Origin of the sequence: Psychrobacter sp. H8-1 (assembly GCF_904846575.1) — a bacterium.
Lineage (GTDB): Bacteria > Pseudomonadota > Gammaproteobacteria > Pseudomonadales > Moraxellaceae > Psychrobacter > Psychrobacter fulvigenes.
The window spans coordinates 2,267,887-2,286,961 of sequence record NZ_CAJHBG010000001.1; the positions used below are offsets into that span (position 1 = coordinate 2,267,887).

Sequence of the window (19,075 nt, forward strand, 5' to 3'; positions counted from 1 at the left end):
TCCTAGTGTCTTAGTCGGCTGCTTTATTTATTACGCTTTGCTCAGCTGATAGCTCGGCAGACTGTGCCAACAAGTCATGTGCTCTATCATTGGCGTGGTACATTACTCGGCGATTAATACGCACAGCAAGGTTATAAAACACCACGGCTGGGATAGCCACTGCAATACCAAGCCCAGTCATAATCAGCGCCTCACCTACTGGCCCTGCGACTTGCTCAAGTCCTGCTTGGCCGCTTGCACCGATATTATGTAACGCATGAAAGATACCCCATACAGTACCAAACAGCCCAATAAACGGAGCAATCGCCGCCGTTGTCCCCAAGATAGGTAGTCCACGCTCACTGGCAAAACGGTAGCGCCCGATATGTTTTAATAATGCCTGCTCTGTGACCAAACGACGAGTAGCAGCATCAGAGCCCATCAATTCAGGACGTTTCGCCTGAATCTGCTGACTCAAATCATCGCCGACAGTGACTGCCAGTTTACGGCTCTGAATAATGCGCACAATGCCTGTTACCCAAGAAATAATGGATAATATTAGCAGCAGAAAAAATAGGCTTTTGGTAACCACATCACTATATTGCCAGTAGCTTGCCAAGTCCATCTCAGATTCCTTAGTTTTTATTGCTTAATTTAGCAGCATTGACTGATTGGGTAATACTATAAAGTACCTTCTCAAAAGTAGCTTCTTATGAACTCAGTTTTATGAAGTAAATGATATAAAACTGCTGTTTGTTAAGGTGCTTCATATTCCACTGGAATGATGACTTTTCCTCTGACTGCAACATCGTTTTTCATAAATGGCTGTAGTTGGTACTTTTTTATTTGCTGCAGTGCTTCTCTGTCAAAGACAGTATTACCTGATGACTGTTCTCTATTTACACTTTCTATCCTGCCGTCCCTTGTCACCATTAAAGACAATAGTACGGTACGTGTCTGCTCAGGTTCCAGACCAAATTTCGCTTTGTCCGAAAAATGAAACTTAGGGGTGGACACCCATTCGGCATCGCGAGTGTCAAAAGTGGCTACTGGGTCATTCACTGCTGAATCATTCATTACTGACTCTTTGGATTGTGCTGTCACTTTCTGCTGGGCAGCTTTTTCTTCCTTAGTAGTGTCTGTTTCTCGCCCTTCTTGGCTAAAATCCTTCTGTGCCGCTAACCCTGCTGCTTTTTTTACTGCACTTATGTCTTTAGGAGTTTGTGCAGTCGATTCTACAGTAGGAGGCTTAGCTCCTCCTCTTCTATTCCCACCCTCACTATTGTTTCCCAAACCCCCTGTTACCATAGTGTTTGGGGTAGAGGGATTGGTTGAATGGCTTGTGTAAGTATTATCATACACAGGCGATGACTCTGTGACTTTTGAGCCAGACCCTGCATCACTGTCTGACTTTTTTATCACCGTGGTGACTGTCGTAACTGTTGTGGCTGCGCGCTCTACTGTGCTGGTATTGGTTTTGGATGCTGAATCAAGATTTTCGTCTGGTTTAGAATCCTGTACTTGATTGATATCTTCTGCCTGTTCAGAGTCTTGTACTTGAGTGAATTCCTCTATCGGCTCAGCATTCTCTACTTCTTCAGACGCTGCTACCTGCTCAGGCTCTTTTTGATTAGGCACTTCTTGATTAGGCTCGTCTATTGCTTGCAAGTCTTCTTTCTGCTTAGAATCTTCTACTGTTGCGGGCTCAGACTTTGCTTGTGAGTCCTCTTTTATGGTCTCTGATGAACGAGGGCTTTCTGGTTTTGAGTTTTCCACCTGCACAAGCGGTAGTGTGAGCAACTGGATTTCAATCGGCGATGAAGTTTGGATTGGTTCAACAGTTGGCGTGGATGTTTTGACATTCATTAACGCCACTGCTGTGATCACGTGCAGCCCCACAGCGACAAGAAGAGCCATTAATATCAATTTAAGCGACGGCGTGTTGAAATCCGTTGATCTCATAATATCCCAATACATGTTAAGAAAATTTTATTAAGAGCGCCTTTATCGTTTTATCTTCGCTATATTATAATCCTTATACCTTTGTTTTTGCTGTTGTACAGCTGTTATCCCTTTGACCCTTAATAAATATATAGTTTAGTGCTAGACTGACATAACACAAAAAGACAGCCCTCAATCGGGTTGTCTTTTCTTATTTCAGTATTACTTTTGGAAATGATAATTCACTCTTGCTCAGACATCTTGGTTAATTAAAAACTTCGTAAAAAACTGCTTCAATAAGATACTAAAAAAGAGAACGATATGGCAAACACAGATAGCGCAATGTCAGCACGGCAATCATGGATAGGCACCATACAAATTATCACCGCCGCTATCTGTTGGGGTACTTTAGGGATATTTTCGACCTACCTCAACCAAATTGGCTTTAGTGGTTGGCAAATTACCATTTTGCGCATCGTGACCGCCGCTTTTCTTATCCTCGTCATGCTGCCAAAGTTATGGCCACATCTGATTAAGCTGCGTCCAAAACAATGGCTTGGGCTGGTACTCCAATCTCTGATTGGTGTACTCGGTATGTCGGTATGCTATTTCTTCGCTGTTATTTATGTTGGTGCTGGCCCCGCTGTCGCCCTACTTTATACGGCACCCGTTTTTAGCTTATTATTTTCAGCATTTTTTCTGAATGAGTCCATTACACGGCAGTCAGCATTACTGGCATTAATGGCGGTATTTGGCGTTGGCCTGACGATGTTAGGTGAGCAGGCGCAAGCCAACTGGGGTATTATTTTAGGGCTATTGTCAGGTGTCTGCTATTCCCTATACGGAGTCCTCGGCAAACGCGCGATGCACTATGCGCATCCTGCCCCTTTGGTGTTTTTCACCTCTATTGTTATTAGTGCTGGTGTGCTGCTATTACTGCCTGAGAGCTACCAAACTTATGAGAAGTTATTGACCTTGCCTTTGCTTACATGGGGCTACGTCTTAGGACTGTCCTTATTGGGAACGGTCGTGCCTTTTGCTCTTTATATGAAAGCGCTGGAGAAATTACCAGCTACCCGCGCTTCAGTGTTTACGATATTTGAGCCATTAACCGCCATTGCCCTTTCTATACTGCTGCTGCATCAAGCACTGTCGTGGATTCAGTATGTGGGCGTGGTACTTATCCTACTAGCCGCTTTGTTAAACGCTGTATTAAACGGTACGACCACGCGTGTACCGCGTTGGTTAAGAAGACGACAAAAAGTCTAGTATTTACTACTCGCTATTAAAAAAAGCCCCAACCATAACATCGCAGTTGGGGCTTTATTTTGCTAAAAATGAAAGGCTTGTGCTGTAGAGATTTGATAGATGACTTGAATGACTATAAATCTACTACTGCTCAATACGCTGCAAAAACGCCTGCGTACGCGGATGTTTTGAGTCCTCAAACAACTGCTGTGCGCTACCCTCTTCCACCACATAGCCATCTTCAATCAACACCACGTGATCTGCGACATCACGCGCAAAGTTAATCTCATGAGTCACGACAACCATCGTCCAGCCTTCAGAGGCCAGCTGCTTCATGGTTCCAAGCACATCTTGTACCAGCTCGGGATCAAGCGCCGAGGTCGGCTCATCAAACAACAGTAACGACGGCTCAATGGCGAGCGCACGCGCAATACCCACGCGCTGCTGCTGACCACCAGATAGTTGAAACGGATACAAATCTGCTTTGTCCGAGAGACCTACTTTTTTGAGTAATGCTAAAGCCTGCTCTCGAGCCTGCGCTTTGCTTTGTCCTTGCACGACTGTTGGCCCTAGCATTAAGTTTTCAATCGCCGTCTTGTGCGGAAACAAATTATAAGACTGAAACACCATGCCTGCCTTACGTTGTAATGCTAGCAAGGTTTTTTTCTTAGGCTTAGTAGCAAAGTCTACCGTCAAGCTGCCATCGTCAAACGTAATAACACCTTGGTCAGGAATCTCAAGCGCATTCAGACAACGCAAAAAGGTGGTTTTACCTGACCCTGACGGCCCTAATATCACCACGACTTGGCCTTTGTGAATGGTCAAATCGATGCCTTTGAGCACTTGATTGCTACCAAAGGCTTTGTGGATATTGCTGACTTGAATCATAACCGTTCCTGTTGTCCAGATAGTGCTAAAACTGCCCGTGAATGAGTCGATGAGCTACTTGGCCACATAACGATCAAGTCTGGTCTCAAGCTTGCCTTGAATAAAGGTCAAGATCAGACAAATACCCCAATAGATAAATGCTGCTTCGGTATAAACCAGCATGAACTCATAATTACGCGCTGTGATGATCTGAGCTTGTTTAAATAGCTCAGTGACGAGTACCAATGATGCCAAAGAAGTGTCTTTTACCAGACTTATAAAAGTATTGGATAATGGTGGTACTGAGACCCGTAGCGCTTGCGGCAAAATCACATGGCGAAAGGTTTGTAAATACGTTAGCCCGACCGTTGAACCGGCTTCCCATTGGCCTTTGGGAATGGACAAAATCGAGGCGCGTACCGTCTCAGACGCATAAGCACCGATATTCAGTGAAAAGGCAATAATGGCGGAAGGGAATGGATCAAGCTTAACGCCAACACTGGGCAGACCGTAAAAGATAATAAATAGCTGCACGAGCATCGGTGTACCGCGAATTGCAGACACATAAATACGAGCGAGCCGGTAAACAATCTCATGAAACCAGCCAGCACGGGGCACAATACGAATCAGTGCCACCGTCAGCGCAATCATCATACCAATCGCAAACGAGATCAATGCGAGCGGTATCGAATAATAGATACCACCCTTTAGCATTGGCCAAAATGAACTGATAACAATCTGTGCCCGATCTGGACTCATGAATGGCAACAGTGCCAGCAGCTCAGCCAGCACCGACGTTATAGAAGCCAGCATTATTTTTGTTGACTTATATCAGCACCAAAGAACTCTTCACTCAGCGTCGTCAGTGTGCCGTCTGCTTGTAACTCACCCATCGCTTCGTTTAGCTTTGCCACGACAGCGTCATCACCTTTGAGCAGTACTAAGCCTGAACCACGCTGTTCATCGGCAGGCGCAACCAGCTTAATCTCAAGCCCACTGTCTGGGAATTTCTTTAGATAATCGAGTATCGCAAGCTGGTCGTTCATCGTAAAATCAGCACGGCCTTGTTTCACTAACTGTATTGCCTGTGACATCCCATCAACAGGGATAATCTCGGCTTCATAGCGCTCTGCTAGTTCACCATAGTTGCTCGACAACGATTGAGCAGTACGTAAGCCTTTTAAATTATCCCACGAACTATAGCGCTCATCGTATTTGGGCGCCAAAACCACCGCACCTGACCAACTGTATGCTTGAGCGATGTCATACTTAGCTTGACGCTCTGGGGTGGTTAGACTGACTTGGTTAGCAACCATATCAAAACGCTTTGCATCTAGACCTGCCAGCATGGCATCCCACTGCGTTTCTTTAAATTCGACATCAACGCCTAGTTTTTCTGCAACCGCACGGGTCACTTCGACATCATAACCAGTCAGCTGTCCGCTCTCGTCATGATAAGTATACGGCGGATACGTACCTTCAGTACCAACGTTGATAACACCGCCATTATTGATACGTTGCAGTAAATCAGAACCAGCCGCGGCACTGTCATTGGCTTCATTACCAGACTGACCACAAGCGGCAAGTAATACAGTACTGGCAGCAAGGGCTAAAAGAGTACGACGTTTCATAAGGCGTCCTTATATGATAAGTGAGTGATGCAAAAGTATATCAGGCATAAAAAATGGGATAAGACCCTACAGTCAAAATACTACAATAAAATATGTTCATTATAATATCTAGCTTTGATTGCCCGATTTGAGGATATTGAGCATTTTTTCAATACCATTTTATATTATTCTTCACAGTAAAATTAGATGTATGGTTAGTCCTAAATAGAAGAAGCAAAAATATGAGGATGTGCTATTGAACTTATGACAGTTTCGTTTTCAACTAGCTATAGCTCATATACTATCGTACTGTGGCAAGAATAACCGTACAAAAAAAGTGAGCATGCGTAAAATCGTTATAACTCTCCCGAAAACTGATAGCGATCCCCTGCATGCCACATCTTCACAAAGGTCAATACCTTCCCTGCAGAATAAGTCTGACGACGTAGCACTAACGTCGGTGATTGCGGTGCAATCTGTAGCGCATCAGCGATTTCATCAGGTGCTGCTAAGGCGCGAATAGTATAATTACCGCGCTCAAGTGGGCTTTCAGCAATGAGATAGTCGCTGGTATTCACTACGCTAAAATCTTGCTCAATGAACGCTGGTACTTTTGTCGCATCTACCCAGCGTTCTTCAAACTGTATCGGCTGACCATCAGCGAAATGAATGATTTTTACTTCATATAAAATAGCCGCTTCAGTACTATCAACTTCATGTGCATCAATATCAAATTTACGGCGCATTTCATCATCTAACATGCTCGCGGTAATAGCGCGTTTGCTCAGCACTTGTGCTTGATAATCGCGATTGGCCGACTTTAAATCTTGAGCAATATTACGCACTTCTACAAAGGTAAGATTGAACTGCTGCTGTGCGACAAATGTCCCCGACCCTTGCCGACGCTCTAATACCCGCTCTTCACTTAACTCTTTTAAGGCGCGGTTTACTGTCATTCGCGATACGCCAAACTCTTCTGCCAACGCCATTTCGGTAGAGATAGCTTCGCCCGCCTGCCATTTTCCAGAATGGATATTATCCAATATTGCGTTTTTAATCCGCTGATATGCTGGGACTGTTTTTGTCATGTCACGCTTCACCTTTGTCATGCTCGTCTTCAACCGTCGTCTTCGATTGTGTCACTATACCGCTATAAAAGTGCTGACATAATATCATGACCATTATCATAATCACCATGAGAACAGCCTATCTAACAAAGCAACTTCATAAATAATAAGGTGGTGTTCTAAAAAGTATGCTGAGGGAATAAAGGAGGGTGACAGCCGAAGCAAGATGATATATTTGAGGTTATGAAGACACAAATACAGATCAATTGCCCCGACTGTCACAGTCTTAGTCTAAAGAAAAATGGTATAAAAAGCTATGGTAAGCAGAACTATCAATGTAAGGACTGTAAACGCCAATTTATTGGCGATCATGCGATAACCTATAACGGCTGTCACTCTAGAATAGAAGACATCATACGACTGATGACTGTCCGAGGTTGTGGTGTTAGAGACATAGCAGTTATAGCCAAGGTTAGTATTGGAAAAGTGCTTAGCACCATAGGCTCATCCATTTACAAGATTGTACCTAAGAAGCGCTACTATGAACGCTTAGAGGTTGATGAGTTCTGGACTTACGTATATCGCAAGAAACGTAAAGTGTGGCTCATCTACGCTTATGACCGTGCTACTAATGAGATTGTCGCTTATGTCTGGGGCAAACGTGACCTAAAAACGGCTAAGAAGTTAAGAGCACGTTTAAAGCAGCTTACAGTCAGCTATGGCTCTATCAGTATGGACAACTGGGACAGTTTTATAACCGCCTTTAAAAGTGATAACAAACGAATTGGTAAACAGCATACGATAGGGATTGAAGGCAATAACTGTCGTCTTAGACACCGATTGCGTCGGCCGGTTAGAAAGACTTGTTGCTTCTCAAAAAAGCTTGATAATCACTTTAAAGTATTCGATCTGGTGTTCTTTTATATCAATTATGGCTACGTCTGATGCCAGCATACTTTTTAGAACACCACCAATAATTTAACTATTTATAAAAAAGTCCTTGCATGAGAAAATAATCTTTGATAATTTGTATATACAACTTACGTTATACCAAATAATGCTACTACTAAAATGTCACCAGCAAACTGTATAGATAATCACAAGGATATGATCATGACTACCGACAATGAAATAAGCAACAACGGAACCAGCAACAATAATGAATTTACGCGTCGTGATGAGAGTCGTAATATTGCTGCGCCGGCTGGCAGTACGCTGAATTGCAAAAGCTGGCTGACCGAAGCGCCTTATCGCATGCTGCAAAACAACTTACACCCTGACGTCGCTGAAAACCCAAAAAGCTTGGTTGTGTATGGCGGTATCGGACGTGCAGCCCGTAACTGGGAAAGCTATGATCAAATACTCGCGTCACTTAAAGAACTAGAAGACGATGAGACACTATTAGTGCAATCTGGCAAACCGGTTGGCGTCTTTCAAACTCATGAAAATGCACCTCGCGTATTGATTGCCAACTCCAACCTTGTCCCGCGCTGGGCAACGTGGGAGCATTTCAATGAGCTTGATCGCAAAGACCTATTTATGTATGGCCAGATGACCGCTGGTAGCTGGATATATATCGGCACGCAAGGCATCGTGCAAGGTACGTATGAAACTTTTGTAGAAGCAGGTCGTCAGCATTATGATGGCGACTGGGCAGGACGTTGGATTTTGACCGCTGGTCTTGGTGGTATGGGCGGCGCACAGCCACTAGCCGCGACCTTTGCTGGCGCGACTTCTCTAAACATCGAGTGCCAACAGTCTAGTATTGATTTCCGTTTGCGTACGGGTTACGTCGATAAGCAAGCTGACAATCTTGACCATGCTTATGAGCTGATTAAGCAACATACGGATGCAGGTGAAGCGGTCTCAATCGCGCTACTTGGTAATGCAGCAGACATCTTGCCTGAGATGGTCAAGCGTGCCAATGCAGGCGAGATAAAACCTGACTTAGTCACTGATCAAACTTCTGCTCATGATTTGATCAATGGCTATCTACCAAGTGGCTGGACAGTTGAAGAATGGAAAGCGGCACAAGAAAATCCAGACCAACATGCCGCATTAACCAAAGATGCCGCCGCGTCTTGTGCCGTACACGTACAGGCCATGCTAGATCTACAAGAAATGGATATCCCAACGACTGATTATGGTAACAACATTCGTCAAGTTGCCTTTGATGAAGGGGTAAAAAACGCCTTTAATTTCCCAGGTTTTGTCCCTGCTTATATTCGTCCGCTGTTTTGCCAAGGCAAAGGCCCATTCCGCTGGGTAGCATTATCAGGTGATCCAGAAGATATCTATAAAACCGATCAAAAAATTAAAGAGCTGTTCCCTGAAAATCAGCATATTCATCGCTGGCTAGACATGGCAAAAGAACGCATTCAGTTTCAAGGCTTGCCAGCGCGTATCTGCTGGTTAGGTCTTGGTGAACGAGACAAAGCAGGCTTGGCATTTAATGAGATGGTTAAAAATGGTGAGCTAAAAGGTCCTATCGTTATCGGCCGTGACCATTTGGATACTGGCTCTGTTGCCAGCCCAAACCGCGAAACAGAAAGTATGAAAGATGGCTCGGACGCTGTGTCTGACTGGGCATTATTAAACGGCATGCTCAATGTCGCAGGCGGCGCCACTTGGGTGTCATTGCATCATGGCGGCGGCGTAGGTATGGGTTACTCGCAGCACTCTGGCATGGTCATCGTCGCTGACGGCACAGATGCGGCTGCCAAGCGCTTGGCGCGAGTACTGGTCAATGATTGCGGCTCAGGTGTGATGCGTCATGCGGATGCAGGCTATGAGCTGGCTATCAAAACAGCGAAAGACTACGGCTTAAATCTACCGATGATTAAATAGAACAAACCACTTTTACACTATAAAAATAAATAGTTATATAACTAGGATAACTCGCATGACTGATATCAAAAAACTAACACTATACCCGCGCCAATTAAGCTTTGAGATGTTGCGCGATATTTATGAGCAACCTGTCATATTGACGCTACCCGACAGTGCTTATGAGGCGATAGATGCCTCGCATGAAGATGTACGTACCATTATTGCGCGTGATAAAAGCGCTTATGGTATCAATACCGGTTTTGGCCTATTAGCAAAAACCCGTATCAGTGATGATCAGCTTGAGCTACTGCAGCGTAACCTTATCGTTTCTCACTCGGTGGGCACTGGTGAGGCGCTACCAGACAACGTGGTCAGGCTAATTATGGTGATGAAAGTTGCCAGTTTAGCGCAAGGCGTCTCTGGCGTCCGACGCGCTGTGGTCGATAGCTTACTTGGTTTAATTAATAATCAAATTACGCCAAATATTCCGGCCAAAGGTTCAGTTGGCGCCTCTGGTGACTTAGCACCTTTATCGCATATGACGCTGGCCATGATGGGCGAAGGCGACGTCTATGTTGGCGGCAAAAAAATACCCGCTGCTGAGGCATTAGCGCAGCATGGTCTTGAGCCAATTACCCTTGCGGCAAAGGAAGGTCTTGCTCTTATTAACGGTACGCAGGTCTCAACGGCACTGGCATTACGTGGCTATTTCTTAGCGCGTGACTTGCTTGAGACAGCCACCATCGTCGGCTCAATGTCTATTGATGCAGCCAAAGGCTCGGATGCCCCATTTGACGCACGTATTCATGAAGTGCGTGGTCACCATGGTCAAATTGAAATAGCCAAAGCGCATCGTCAGCTGATTAAAGGCAGTGCTATTCGCGCCTCCCATGATGGTGAGCAAGACGATAGAGTACAGGACCCTTATTGCTTACGCTGCCAGCCACAAGTCATGGGTGCTTGCCTTGATATCATCAACCAAGCAGGCAAGACTTTATTAATTGAATCTAATGCGGTAACCGATAATCCGCTGATTTTCACTAACGATGATGGCCCAGTGGCTATCTCGGGTGGTAACTTCCATGCCGAGCCAGTTGCCTTTGCTGCAGACATTTTAGCATTGGCAATAGCCGAGATTGGGTCTATGTCTGAGCGCCGTGTGGCTTTATTAATTGATGCAACCTTGTCAGGTGGCTTACCGCCATTCCTAGTTGATAATGCTGGGGTGAACTCGGGCTTTATGATTGCCCACGTGACCGCAGCGGCGCTAGCTTCAGAGAACAAGTCTATCGCCCATCCTGGCAGCGTTGATAGCATTCCAACTTCTGCCAATCAAGAAGACCACGTATCGATGGCAACCTATTGTGCGCGCCGCCTATATGAGATGGCGCAAAATACCGCTACCATCGTTGGTATTGAGCTATTGGCTGCTGGTCAAGGTATCGACTTCCATCGTGGACTAGATACTTCAGAGCCGTTACAGACAGCACATCAGAAACTACGCGAGCAAGTCACTTTTTATGATAAAGATCGCTACCTAGCGCCTGATATCGAAGCAGCAAAGCAGCTGGTATTAGATGGCACTCTGACAAGCCACTGGCAGTCACTGCGTAGTGATTGGTATGAGTCTAAATAGCAAATTTTTATATATAAAACCCACTCTCAACCATCTAGCTTTATTGGCGTAAGCCATACTAAATTGAGAGTCAGGTTTTATATTATGAAAGGAGGTCAACAATGACAATAGCCGTTAGCCACACCGCAGCTGATATGAGTCGGTGGACAGGCCGTGCTGAGCCGTTTGAAACTGCGCGCGCCCGCTACTGGTATCAAATAGCCCAGCCTTATGCTTTTGATAGCACCAGTCAGCAAAACGGCCAGCGCATTGGACTGGTTGGGTTCGCTTGTGACCAAGGTGTCAGACGTAATCAAGGACGCGTGGGTGCACGAGCGGCTCCGCCCTTGATTCGTCAAGCATTTGCTGCGCTGCCGGTCATCGCTGAGTTACAACAACGCTATGAGGGTCAACTGCCGACTCTACTAGGTGATGCTGGTGATATCCATTGTCATGATAATGATGATTTTGCCGAGCGTACCCTTGAGCAAGCCCAAGTAAAGTATGCCGATAAGATAAGTGATATTATCCAGCAAGGCGGTCTACCTATCGGACTTGGTGGTGGTCATGCCATCGCTTATGGCAGTTTTTTAGGATTGTGGCAGGCGCTGTCATCAGAAACCGATCAGCCTACTAATAACGTTAGCAATGTCGAAAACTATTTTGAAAATGATGTCAAAAATAATGTTGAAAGCCATGTTGAAAGCCATGCAAGCACAATGCCTACTATCGGGGTGATTAACTTTGATGCGCATCTAGACATTCGTCAGTCTAATGTCGCTACCTCGGGTACGCCATTTCGTCAAATTGCCGAGCACCTTGACGCACAAGGTCAGCCATTTCACTATTGCTGTATTGGCGTCAGTCGGTTTTCCAATACTGCCGCGCTCTTTGACCGTGCTGAGCAGTTAGGCGTTCATATCATCAGTGACGAAGATTGCACCAACAAAAAGTGGAAAAAAATTGCTGCTCAAATAGAGAATTTCATCAATGAAGTTGATGTGATCTACTTAACCATTGATATGGATTGCTTGCCATCGAGCATCGTACCTGGTGTCAGTGCGCCAGCCGCCTATGGTATTGAGCTGAGCTTCGTTGAGCGCGCGGTCAAACGTATCATGGCATCAGGCAAAGTAAAAACGGCTGACATTGCCGAGATTAACCCGACCTTTGATGTTGATTCACGCAGCTGTAAAGTCGCGGCTCGCCTCTTGGCGACTATTATCGAGCAGCATTTACTTTTAATATAAATAAATCGATACTGAATAAAAGTGTTATGAGTATTCATACAAGTGACTGGGATGAATTTTGCGAAGCCTTTGTCTCGCTTGCGCACAACAAGCGAGTAAAATTTGTACCAGTCACGCTATAACATTTTTAAAATAAACCAACCATACAAGGCTACTGAAGTAAATTTTGCACATCCTCTGTCAGCAGCACCACAGCAAGAAACGTTTTTACCAACGACACAGTATCTGTTTTAAAGTAAACGGACTATGGATGGCTGCACTAAATCTATAACGAGCAGGAGCACATCATGACTAATACAACAAATTCTACAGATCAAATGCCTATAAATGATTCCACCCTGACATCGTTTGACTACATCATTATTAATGCCAATCTCGCCACCTTTTCAGCACAATACGGGTTTGATATTTATAACAACAATCAAAGCAACAACCAAGAAAAAAGTACCCCTTACGGTCAGTTAGAAAACGCTGCTATCGGTATCAAAGACGGCAAAATTGCATGGGTTGGTACGCATGAACAAATAAAGCCCCACCTTACCCAATATAAAAATGATCAAATCAAAGACGTTGAGGGTAACTGGGTCACGCCTGGACTCATCGATTGTCATACCCATATCGTTTATGGCGGTAACCGCAGCAACGAGTTCGAAGCGCGATTGCAAGGTGCCAGTTATCAAGATATCGCGGTACAAGGTGGCGGCATTGTCTCAACCGTTAGCGCCACCCGCGCAGCGAATGAGGAAGAATTGTTTGCGCAAAGTGAAAAACGCCTGCTCGCGCTCATTAAAGAAGGCGTGACCAGTGTCGAAATCAAATCTGGCTATGGACTGGATTTAGAAACTGAACGCAAAATGCTAAAAGTCGCCCGCGCGCTCGGCGACAAACACAACATTCATGTCAGCACCACTTATTTGGCCGCCCATGCGCTACCGCCTGAATATAAGGACCGCGCGGATGATTATATCGAACAAGTTTGCCAGTGGTTACCAATCTTGCATAGCGAGGGCTTGGTCGATGCAGTCGATGGCTTTTGTGAAAACATCGCCTTTACTGCTGAGCAGATTAAGCGCGTCTTTGACGTTGCCCGCTCGTTAGACTTGCCAGTTAAGTTGCATTCTGAGCAGCTCTCAAACATAGGCGCTAGTGCTTTGGTAGCAGAATACCAAGGACTATCAAGCGACCATCTTGAGCACTTAGCAGAAGATGATATTAAAAAAATGGCCGCAAGCAACACGGTAGCCGTGCTATTGCCAGGTGCTTTTTATACGCTACGTGATACTAAGTTGCCACCGATAGAAGCATTGCGCAAACATCAAATTCCGATTGCGGTTTCAACAGATTGCAACCCCGGCACTTCGCCATTGACGTCGCTGTTATTAGCGATGAATATGGGCTGTACCCTATTTTATCTCACTACTGAAGAAGTATTGGCAGGGGCAACTGTTCATGCGGCACAAGCGTTAGGTCTCGCCAAAAAAGGCAAAATAGAAGTGGGTTACGATGCTGATTTAGCGTTATGGGACATCGCGCGCCCTGCTGACCTAGCTTATCAAATGGGGCTAAATCCTATTAAAGGGGTAATGTATCAGGGGCAATGGCGTTAGTAGAGTTTCTATTAAAGCTTGTACCGAAAATAAATTAATTTTATTTTCGGGCTATTGATGTCATTTGCTTACCCAAAAAAACCTGCTAACAGGATTAGCAGGTTTTGATGATTGATAGGCGCTGATTTATCTCTTGATTTTACGCTCAAATTCTCGGCCCGTTTCGGCATTGATTTTAAGTTCCATGATTTGGTCGCCTCTTAACCTGTCTACCTGATAGTAGGTAGGATGTCGAGGATAATCTTGACTGTGTATGAATTCAATGCCCAAAACAAGGCTATCGGCTCGATCTTCTACGGTATTAATAACATCTTTAATATTTATCTTTGCTCTTTTTTGTCTTTCGTAGTCATCTGCCTCACTGTCATCTAGACTATCGGTATCCGTATCAACCACTCGAGCCGTGCGCGCGTCGACTTTTACTTTATATTCAGCCTTACCATCAGTAAACTCAAGATCATACACCCCACCGCCACTGGTAGAGTCGTTGTCTTCATAGTCGAAGTCTGCATTGATTAGGATGACAGAAACATCATCAAGAACATCTCTTAGAGCCACACTAACCGCCTGTCTTAAGCTAATCTTGACAGATTGAGCGGCACGTACTTCTGCTGCTGAAACGGCATGAGCAGTGGTACTAATCACACCTGTGCCTAAAGCTAGAGCCAGACAAGTTCCTAGTGTAGTGACTTGAAGGCGCTTCAATGTTTTATTCATCGTTTTCTCCTTGATGAGACTATTATCCTTATACCTTACAAACAGTATGGATTTATATTTATTTTACGATTAAATAAACACAGCTTTGGGATATAAAAGTATCTAAATGTAGCAATATGTACTAAAAACATTCTATGATTAATAGGGTTTATTGAATGTTAGAATTTTAATTTGTACGATTTTACTTAGGGTCTGTTGAACATTCACAAATGAGCACTGCTGATAGCTAAAACCGATCTAGTCTAAGTAAAAACTGTAGGTAATGCTCATTGCATTGGCTAGATTTTTATAACGAATAGAGCGATTTTAGCGTATTAATACCATTTCCAAAAATTAAAGTAACGCGGAAAACTTGTGCAAGTACTACACCTAGTAGACTTAGCAAGTTTGACAAAGTTAATCGCACTTTTTGGGTTTGGTATAATTTATATTTACAACACAAAAAAGCCGCTTCCATAAACATGATAGAAGCGGTTTTTTTGATAAAGCTATTATAAAGCAGGTATGAATATTAATTGCTCAACTTACTTATGCCTTGATAATTAACTGTATCTTGATAGCAATCTGAGTGCCGATCAAAGGTATTAAGTATTTTAGTTCAAAATACCATACGCGCACAATGCATCGGCCACACGTTTGAAGCCTACGATATTTGCACCTGCCATATAGTCAATATAACCATTATCTGTTTGGTTATATTCCTCTGAAGCATCAGCTGCACAGTCATGAATATTTCTCATGATATTTTTAAGACGCAAATCTATTTGCTCAAAGGTTTTATACTGACGTACTGAGTTTTGTGACATCTCAAGTGCAGATACTGCCACACCGCCAGCATTGGCCGCTTTACCTGGTGCATAATGCACGCGGTGCAGACGGATATGATCAACGGCATCAGCAGTCAACGGCATATTAGCGCCTTCGACAACATATTTGATACCGTTTTCGACCATAAGCTTGGCATCATCTTCATTGACTTCGTTTTGCGTCGCTGATGGGATAGCGATGTCGCCTTTAATATGCCATGGCTTTTGCTTAGGGAACCACTCACCACCATACACACCGACATAATCAGCCAATGGTTTACTGTGTTCTTTTTGCTTCTTTAGCCAATCGATTTTTTCTTGATTGAGACCTTTTTCATCATACAAGGTACCTTGCGAATCAGAAACAGTCACCACATGACCACCCAACATACAGACTTTTTCAGCAGCATGCAGTGAGACGTTACCAGCACCTGAGATGAGTACTGTTTTACCTTCGATATTTTCGTTTTGGGCTTTTAGCATGTTTTCTAAAAAATAAACCGCACCATAACCTGTTGCCTCAGTACGCATCAAACTACCACCAAAGCCTACGCCTTTACCTGTCAATACACCGCCGTACTCATGGGTTAGGTTCTTGTACATCGCAAACATGTAGCTAACTTCACGGCCACCAACACCGATATCACCGGCTGGCACGTCAATGTCTTTATTTACATAATGGTGCAACTCGCGCATGAAGGCATAGCAAAAACGGCGAATTTCACTGTCAGACTTCCCTTTAGGATCAAAGTCTGAGCCACCTTTACCGCCGCCCATTGGTAAGCCCGTCAAGGCATTTTTGAAGATTTGCTCAAAACCCAAAAACTTTAAGACTGATTGGTTGACAGTGGGGTGGAAACGAACACCGCCCTTATAAGGACCTAAAGCGTTGCAAAATTGCACCCTCCACCCACGGTTTACCTGAACTTCGCCTTTATCATTTTCCCAGTTGATACGAAAACCAATGACACGGTCAGGCTCTACTAAACGCTCAAATATTTTGAATTCTTCATACTCAGGATGGGCTTCATATAAAGGTGCAATGGTAAGCGCGACTTCTTTCACGGCTTGAACAAACTCAGATTGATGCGCATAGCGTGCTTCAATATTTTCGATGGCCTGGCTGATACTCATATAGCTTCCTTAACGATAATACAGGTGGTATTGCTGGATCACATCCGCACAATATCGTATTACTCTAAATAATATTGTCGATGCATGATTACGGATGCTTTTATGCGTTTAGTACATAAAAACAGGCGGGATTGGATCTTGACAGGCTAAGGGGCTGAGCAGCCGCGATGGCGCATGGTGAATAACCATATCACTCTTAAGCTTCTTACATATCAATTTAAAACTGCCGATTTTGCATGGATTGAGACAGTATTACATAGATCGTGCAGATAGTGAGCAGCTTTATCATAGGATTAGATACAACTCGTTACTTAACCCATCCCATTTAATTTACCTTGCTGCTCAAAAAAGTCAATCCCATATTGCAATATAAATGCTACTAATTATGAATGGCTATAAGTATAGACGAAATGCAAAAAGTCTCTATCCTCAGCATTTAGTCGCTTATATAGTCCATAAACTAATATGAACGGTATTAAACATAGCTTAAAAGGCATAAAATCGTTTTATTTTTAAAAAATACTTTGGTTTAGCCATATCAATATAGTCAGTAAGGCATTATAATGCGAATCTTAGCACTATAGCTTTTTTATAGTTTTATCAATATATGGTTTGTATCCATTCAATAATAAATTATAGAGACATCACATGCGTACAGATTCTTTCCAACAAATTTTAGAAGACCTAAACAGTTCATCAGCAGATGTTGAAGCATCATCTCTAATCTCAAACGATGGTTTAATGATTGCTTCAGCATTGCCAACAGGAATTGATGAGGATCGTGTTGGTGCTATGTCGGCAGCCTTACTGTCTTTGGGTGAAAGAGCAGGTCGTGAGCTGGTTCGTGGCAGTATTGATCGCATTATGATTCAAGGTGAAAAAGGCTACGTCATCATGACTTCAGCAGGTAAAGAAGCTGTACTAACGATCTTGGCAAAACCTAATGCCAAACTTGGCCTTATCTTTCTAGATATTAAGCGTGCTTCAGAGGCGCTTTCAAAACTTATCTAACAGACAAACGTCAGTATTATTCAGTAAAGCTATTAAGTAGTAACAAATAAATAGCGACCAAAAACTGATGATTTGACTTAAATATAATAACAATTATAGGAGATTATTATGTGCTCTCCAATTCCTGATGCACTTAGTCCTGATATGCCAGCTGAGCAAATCACTCTGACCTATTATGATGGTACTTCACGCACTATCTATGATACTGATATCGAACGTCCCTACCCTGATGGTAAGCTCATTGTTTCGCGTACAGATTTAGACGGTGTTCTGACCCATGTCAACGATGCCTTCGTCGAGATTAGTGGCTATAGTGTGGACGAGCTCATCGGTCAACCACAATCTATTTTGCGCCATCCTGATATGCCAAAAGCAGCTTACAAAGACCTGTGGGATACCGTAGAAGCGGGTCAAAAATGGCATGGCTATGTCAAAAACCTATGCAAAGATGGCAGCCACTATTGGGTTTATGCCACTGTAGTGCCTAATGTTCGTCGCGGTGAAACCGTAGGCTATACGTCTGTACGTCGTAAGCCATCTCGCAGCAAAATCGAAGCCGCTATTGTCCAATATGCTGACATGAAACAAAATGAGGAAGATTAAATCATGACGACACACAATATGTTAATCGCTCCTGATTTTTCGCCCGAGCGTTTTGCAGGCTGGCACATGTTCAACACTTTGATTCAAAAGCGCGCCAATCTAAATATGCACCTAAATATCCCTGCCTCACATGCCGAGCAAGAGCAAGTGATTGGCACTGAGGACATTCAGGTCATTTATGCCAACCCTTTTGATGCAGCGACACTTATTCGTGAACAAGGCTACCAAGCGGTTGCCCGCCCTATCGGTAAGTCCGATGAGATGGTGATTGCTGCTGCCGCAAATAGCGACATCAATAGCTTAGAAGATATCAAAGCTAGCGCAACCGTTGCTATGGCAGATAACCGTGATGTTAAGCTGATTGGTTTACGCTTACTAGAGGCCGTTGATATAGAAGAGACTGATCTTAACTGGGATGTCACAGAGAACTATCAAGCTGCCGCTCGAAAAGTTATCAAAGGTGATGCGCAAGCCGCTTTCTTTTTGGCAGAGGTATTTCACAGCTTTTCACGCTTAACCAAAGCCCAGCTATCCGTGCTTATCGAAAGTGACCTCGCTGATATTAGCCATGTCCTACTCATCAAAGAGGGTTTTCCTGATACCAAAGTATTCATGGATGCCATTCTTAATTTGCATAACGATGAGGATGGTAAAGAGGCGTTGGCCGAGCTTGGTATGCCTCAAGGGTTTGAGGCAATGAATGAAGAAGACGCCGAGTTTATGATTGATTTGATGCAAACCTTACTCGACTAGACGCTTATTTGCATCTTTCTGCAACTTGCTTAGTTAGG

General features: G+C 44.0%; 17 protein-coding genes. 9 read left to right on the forward strand and 8 right to left on the reverse strand.

The features are described from left to right. Positions 1–10: 10 nt before the first annotated feature. Positions 11–604 carry a MotA/TolQ/ExbB proton channel family protein gene (locus JMY01_RS09210; protein ID WP_201575272.1) on the reverse strand — a complete coding sequence of 198 codons (594 nt, stop codon included), beginning with the start codon at positions 602–604 and terminating at the stop codon, positions 11–13. Between the two features lie 131 nt (positions 605–735). After that, positions 736–1,941, reverse strand: coding sequence for an energy transducer TonB (locus JMY01_RS09215; RefSeq protein ID WP_201575273.1), 1,206 nt, complete (start codon positions 1,939–1,941; stop codon positions 736–738). A gap of 300 nt (positions 1,942–2,241) precedes the next feature. Here JMY01_RS09215 and JMY01_RS09220 point away from each other — a divergent pair, with 300 nt between their 5' ends. Beyond that, positions 2,242–3,189, forward strand: a complete 948-nt coding sequence (locus JMY01_RS09220; protein ID WP_201575274.1) for a DMT family transporter — start codon at positions 2,242–2,244, stop codon at positions 3,187–3,189. Between the two features lie 123 nt (positions 3,190–3,312). On the opposite strand, the gene JMY01_RS09225 is transcribed toward JMY01_RS09220, so the two are convergent. The 4 genes from JMY01_RS09225 to JMY01_RS09240 all read right to left on the reverse strand — a co-directional run bounded on the left by JMY01_RS09225 (position 3,313) and on the right by JMY01_RS09240 (position 6,733). Next, entirely contained in the window at positions 3,313–4,056 is a 744-nt protein-coding gene (locus JMY01_RS09225; protein WP_201575275.1) for an amino acid ABC transporter ATP-binding protein, read from the reverse strand. A 54-nt stretch (positions 4,057–4,110) separates the two neighbouring features. Next, positions 4,111–4,794 carry an amino acid ABC transporter permease gene (locus tag JMY01_RS09230; RefSeq protein ID WP_201577445.1) on the reverse strand — a complete coding sequence of 228 codons (684 nt, stop codon included), beginning with the start codon at positions 4,792–4,794 and terminating at the stop codon, positions 4,111–4,113. Positions 4,795–4,847: 53 nt separating this feature from the next. Further along, positions 4,848–5,666: an amino acid ABC transporter substrate-binding protein gene (locus tag JMY01_RS09235; RefSeq protein ID WP_201575276.1), complete on the reverse strand. Its 819-nt coding sequence runs from the start codon at positions 5,664–5,666 to the stop codon at positions 4,848–4,850. Between the two features lie 335 nt (positions 5,667–6,001). Continuing rightward, the gene (locus JMY01_RS09240) at positions 6,002–6,733 is read right to left on the reverse strand and encodes a UTRA domain-containing protein (protein ID WP_227677809.1); all 732 of its coding nucleotides are present in this window, start codon (positions 6,731–6,733) and stop codon (positions 6,002–6,004) included. Between the two features lie 222 nt (positions 6,734–6,955). On the opposite strand from JMY01_RS09240, the gene JMY01_RS09245 reads away from it, so the two are divergent. The 5 genes from JMY01_RS09245 (at position 6,956) to hutI (ending at position 14,013) form a co-directional block, all read left to right on the forward strand. After that, entirely contained in the window at positions 6,956–7,657 is a 702-nt protein-coding gene (locus tag JMY01_RS09245; RefSeq protein ID WP_201575278.1) for an IS1 family transposase, read from the forward strand. A 168-nt stretch (positions 7,658–7,825) separates the two neighbouring features. Further along, the gene (gene hutU, locus JMY01_RS09250) at positions 7,826–9,559 is read left to right on the forward strand and encodes a urocanate hydratase (protein ID WP_201575279.1); all 1,734 of its coding nucleotides are present in this window, start codon (positions 7,826–7,828) and stop codon (positions 9,557–9,559) included. A 55-nt stretch (positions 9,560–9,614) separates the two neighbouring features. Further along, positions 9,615–11,177 (forward strand): histidine ammonia-lyase, encoded by a 1,563-nt coding sequence (gene hutH / locus JMY01_RS09255; RefSeq protein ID WP_201575280.1) that lies wholly within the window; start codon positions 9,615–9,617, stop codon positions 11,175–11,177. 101 nt (positions 11,178–11,278) lie between these two features. Then, positions 11,279–12,406: a formimidoylglutamase gene (locus tag JMY01_RS09260; protein WP_201575281.1), complete on the forward strand. Its 1,128-nt coding sequence runs from the start codon at positions 11,279–11,281 to the stop codon at positions 12,404–12,406. A gap of 287 nt (positions 12,407–12,693) precedes the next feature. Then, complete coding sequence (gene hutI, locus JMY01_RS09265; protein WP_227677811.1) at positions 12,694–14,013, forward strand: imidazolonepropionase; 1,320 nt, start codon at positions 12,694–12,696, stop codon at positions 14,011–14,013. Positions 14,014–14,139: 126 nt separating this feature from the next. On the opposite strand, the gene JMY01_RS09270 is transcribed toward hutI, so the two are convergent. Both JMY01_RS09270 and gdhA read right to left on the reverse strand, forming a co-directional pair. Next, a complete protein-coding gene (locus JMY01_RS09270) occupies positions 14,140–14,730 on the reverse strand; it encodes a PepSY domain-containing protein (RefSeq protein ID WP_201575282.1) in 591 nt (196 codons plus the stop codon). Positions 14,731–15,323: 593 nt separating this feature from the next. Beyond that, entirely contained in the window at positions 15,324–16,670 is a 1,347-nt protein-coding gene (gene gdhA, locus JMY01_RS09275; protein WP_201575283.1) for an NADP-specific glutamate dehydrogenase, read from the reverse strand. Positions 16,671–17,318: 648 nt separating this feature from the next. Here gdhA and JMY01_RS09280 point away from each other — a divergent pair. From JMY01_RS09280 to JMY01_RS09290, 3 genes are all read left to right on the forward strand, one after another. Next, positions 17,319–17,681 (forward strand): roadblock/LC7 domain-containing protein, encoded by a 363-nt coding sequence (locus JMY01_RS09280; RefSeq protein WP_201575284.1) that lies wholly within the window; start codon positions 17,319–17,321, stop codon positions 17,679–17,681. 108 nt (positions 17,682–17,789) lie between these two features. Further along, on the forward strand, positions 17,790–18,284 hold the full coding sequence (locus JMY01_RS09285) for a PAS domain-containing protein (RefSeq protein WP_201575285.1): 495 nt from the start codon (positions 17,790–17,792) through the stop codon (positions 18,282–18,284). Between the two features lie 3 nt (positions 18,285–18,287). After that, complete coding sequence (locus tag JMY01_RS09290) at positions 18,288–19,037, forward strand: PhnD/SsuA/transferrin family substrate-binding protein (protein WP_201575286.1); 750 nt, start codon at positions 18,288–18,290, stop codon at positions 19,035–19,037. Positions 19,038–19,075: the final 38 nt, after the last annotated feature.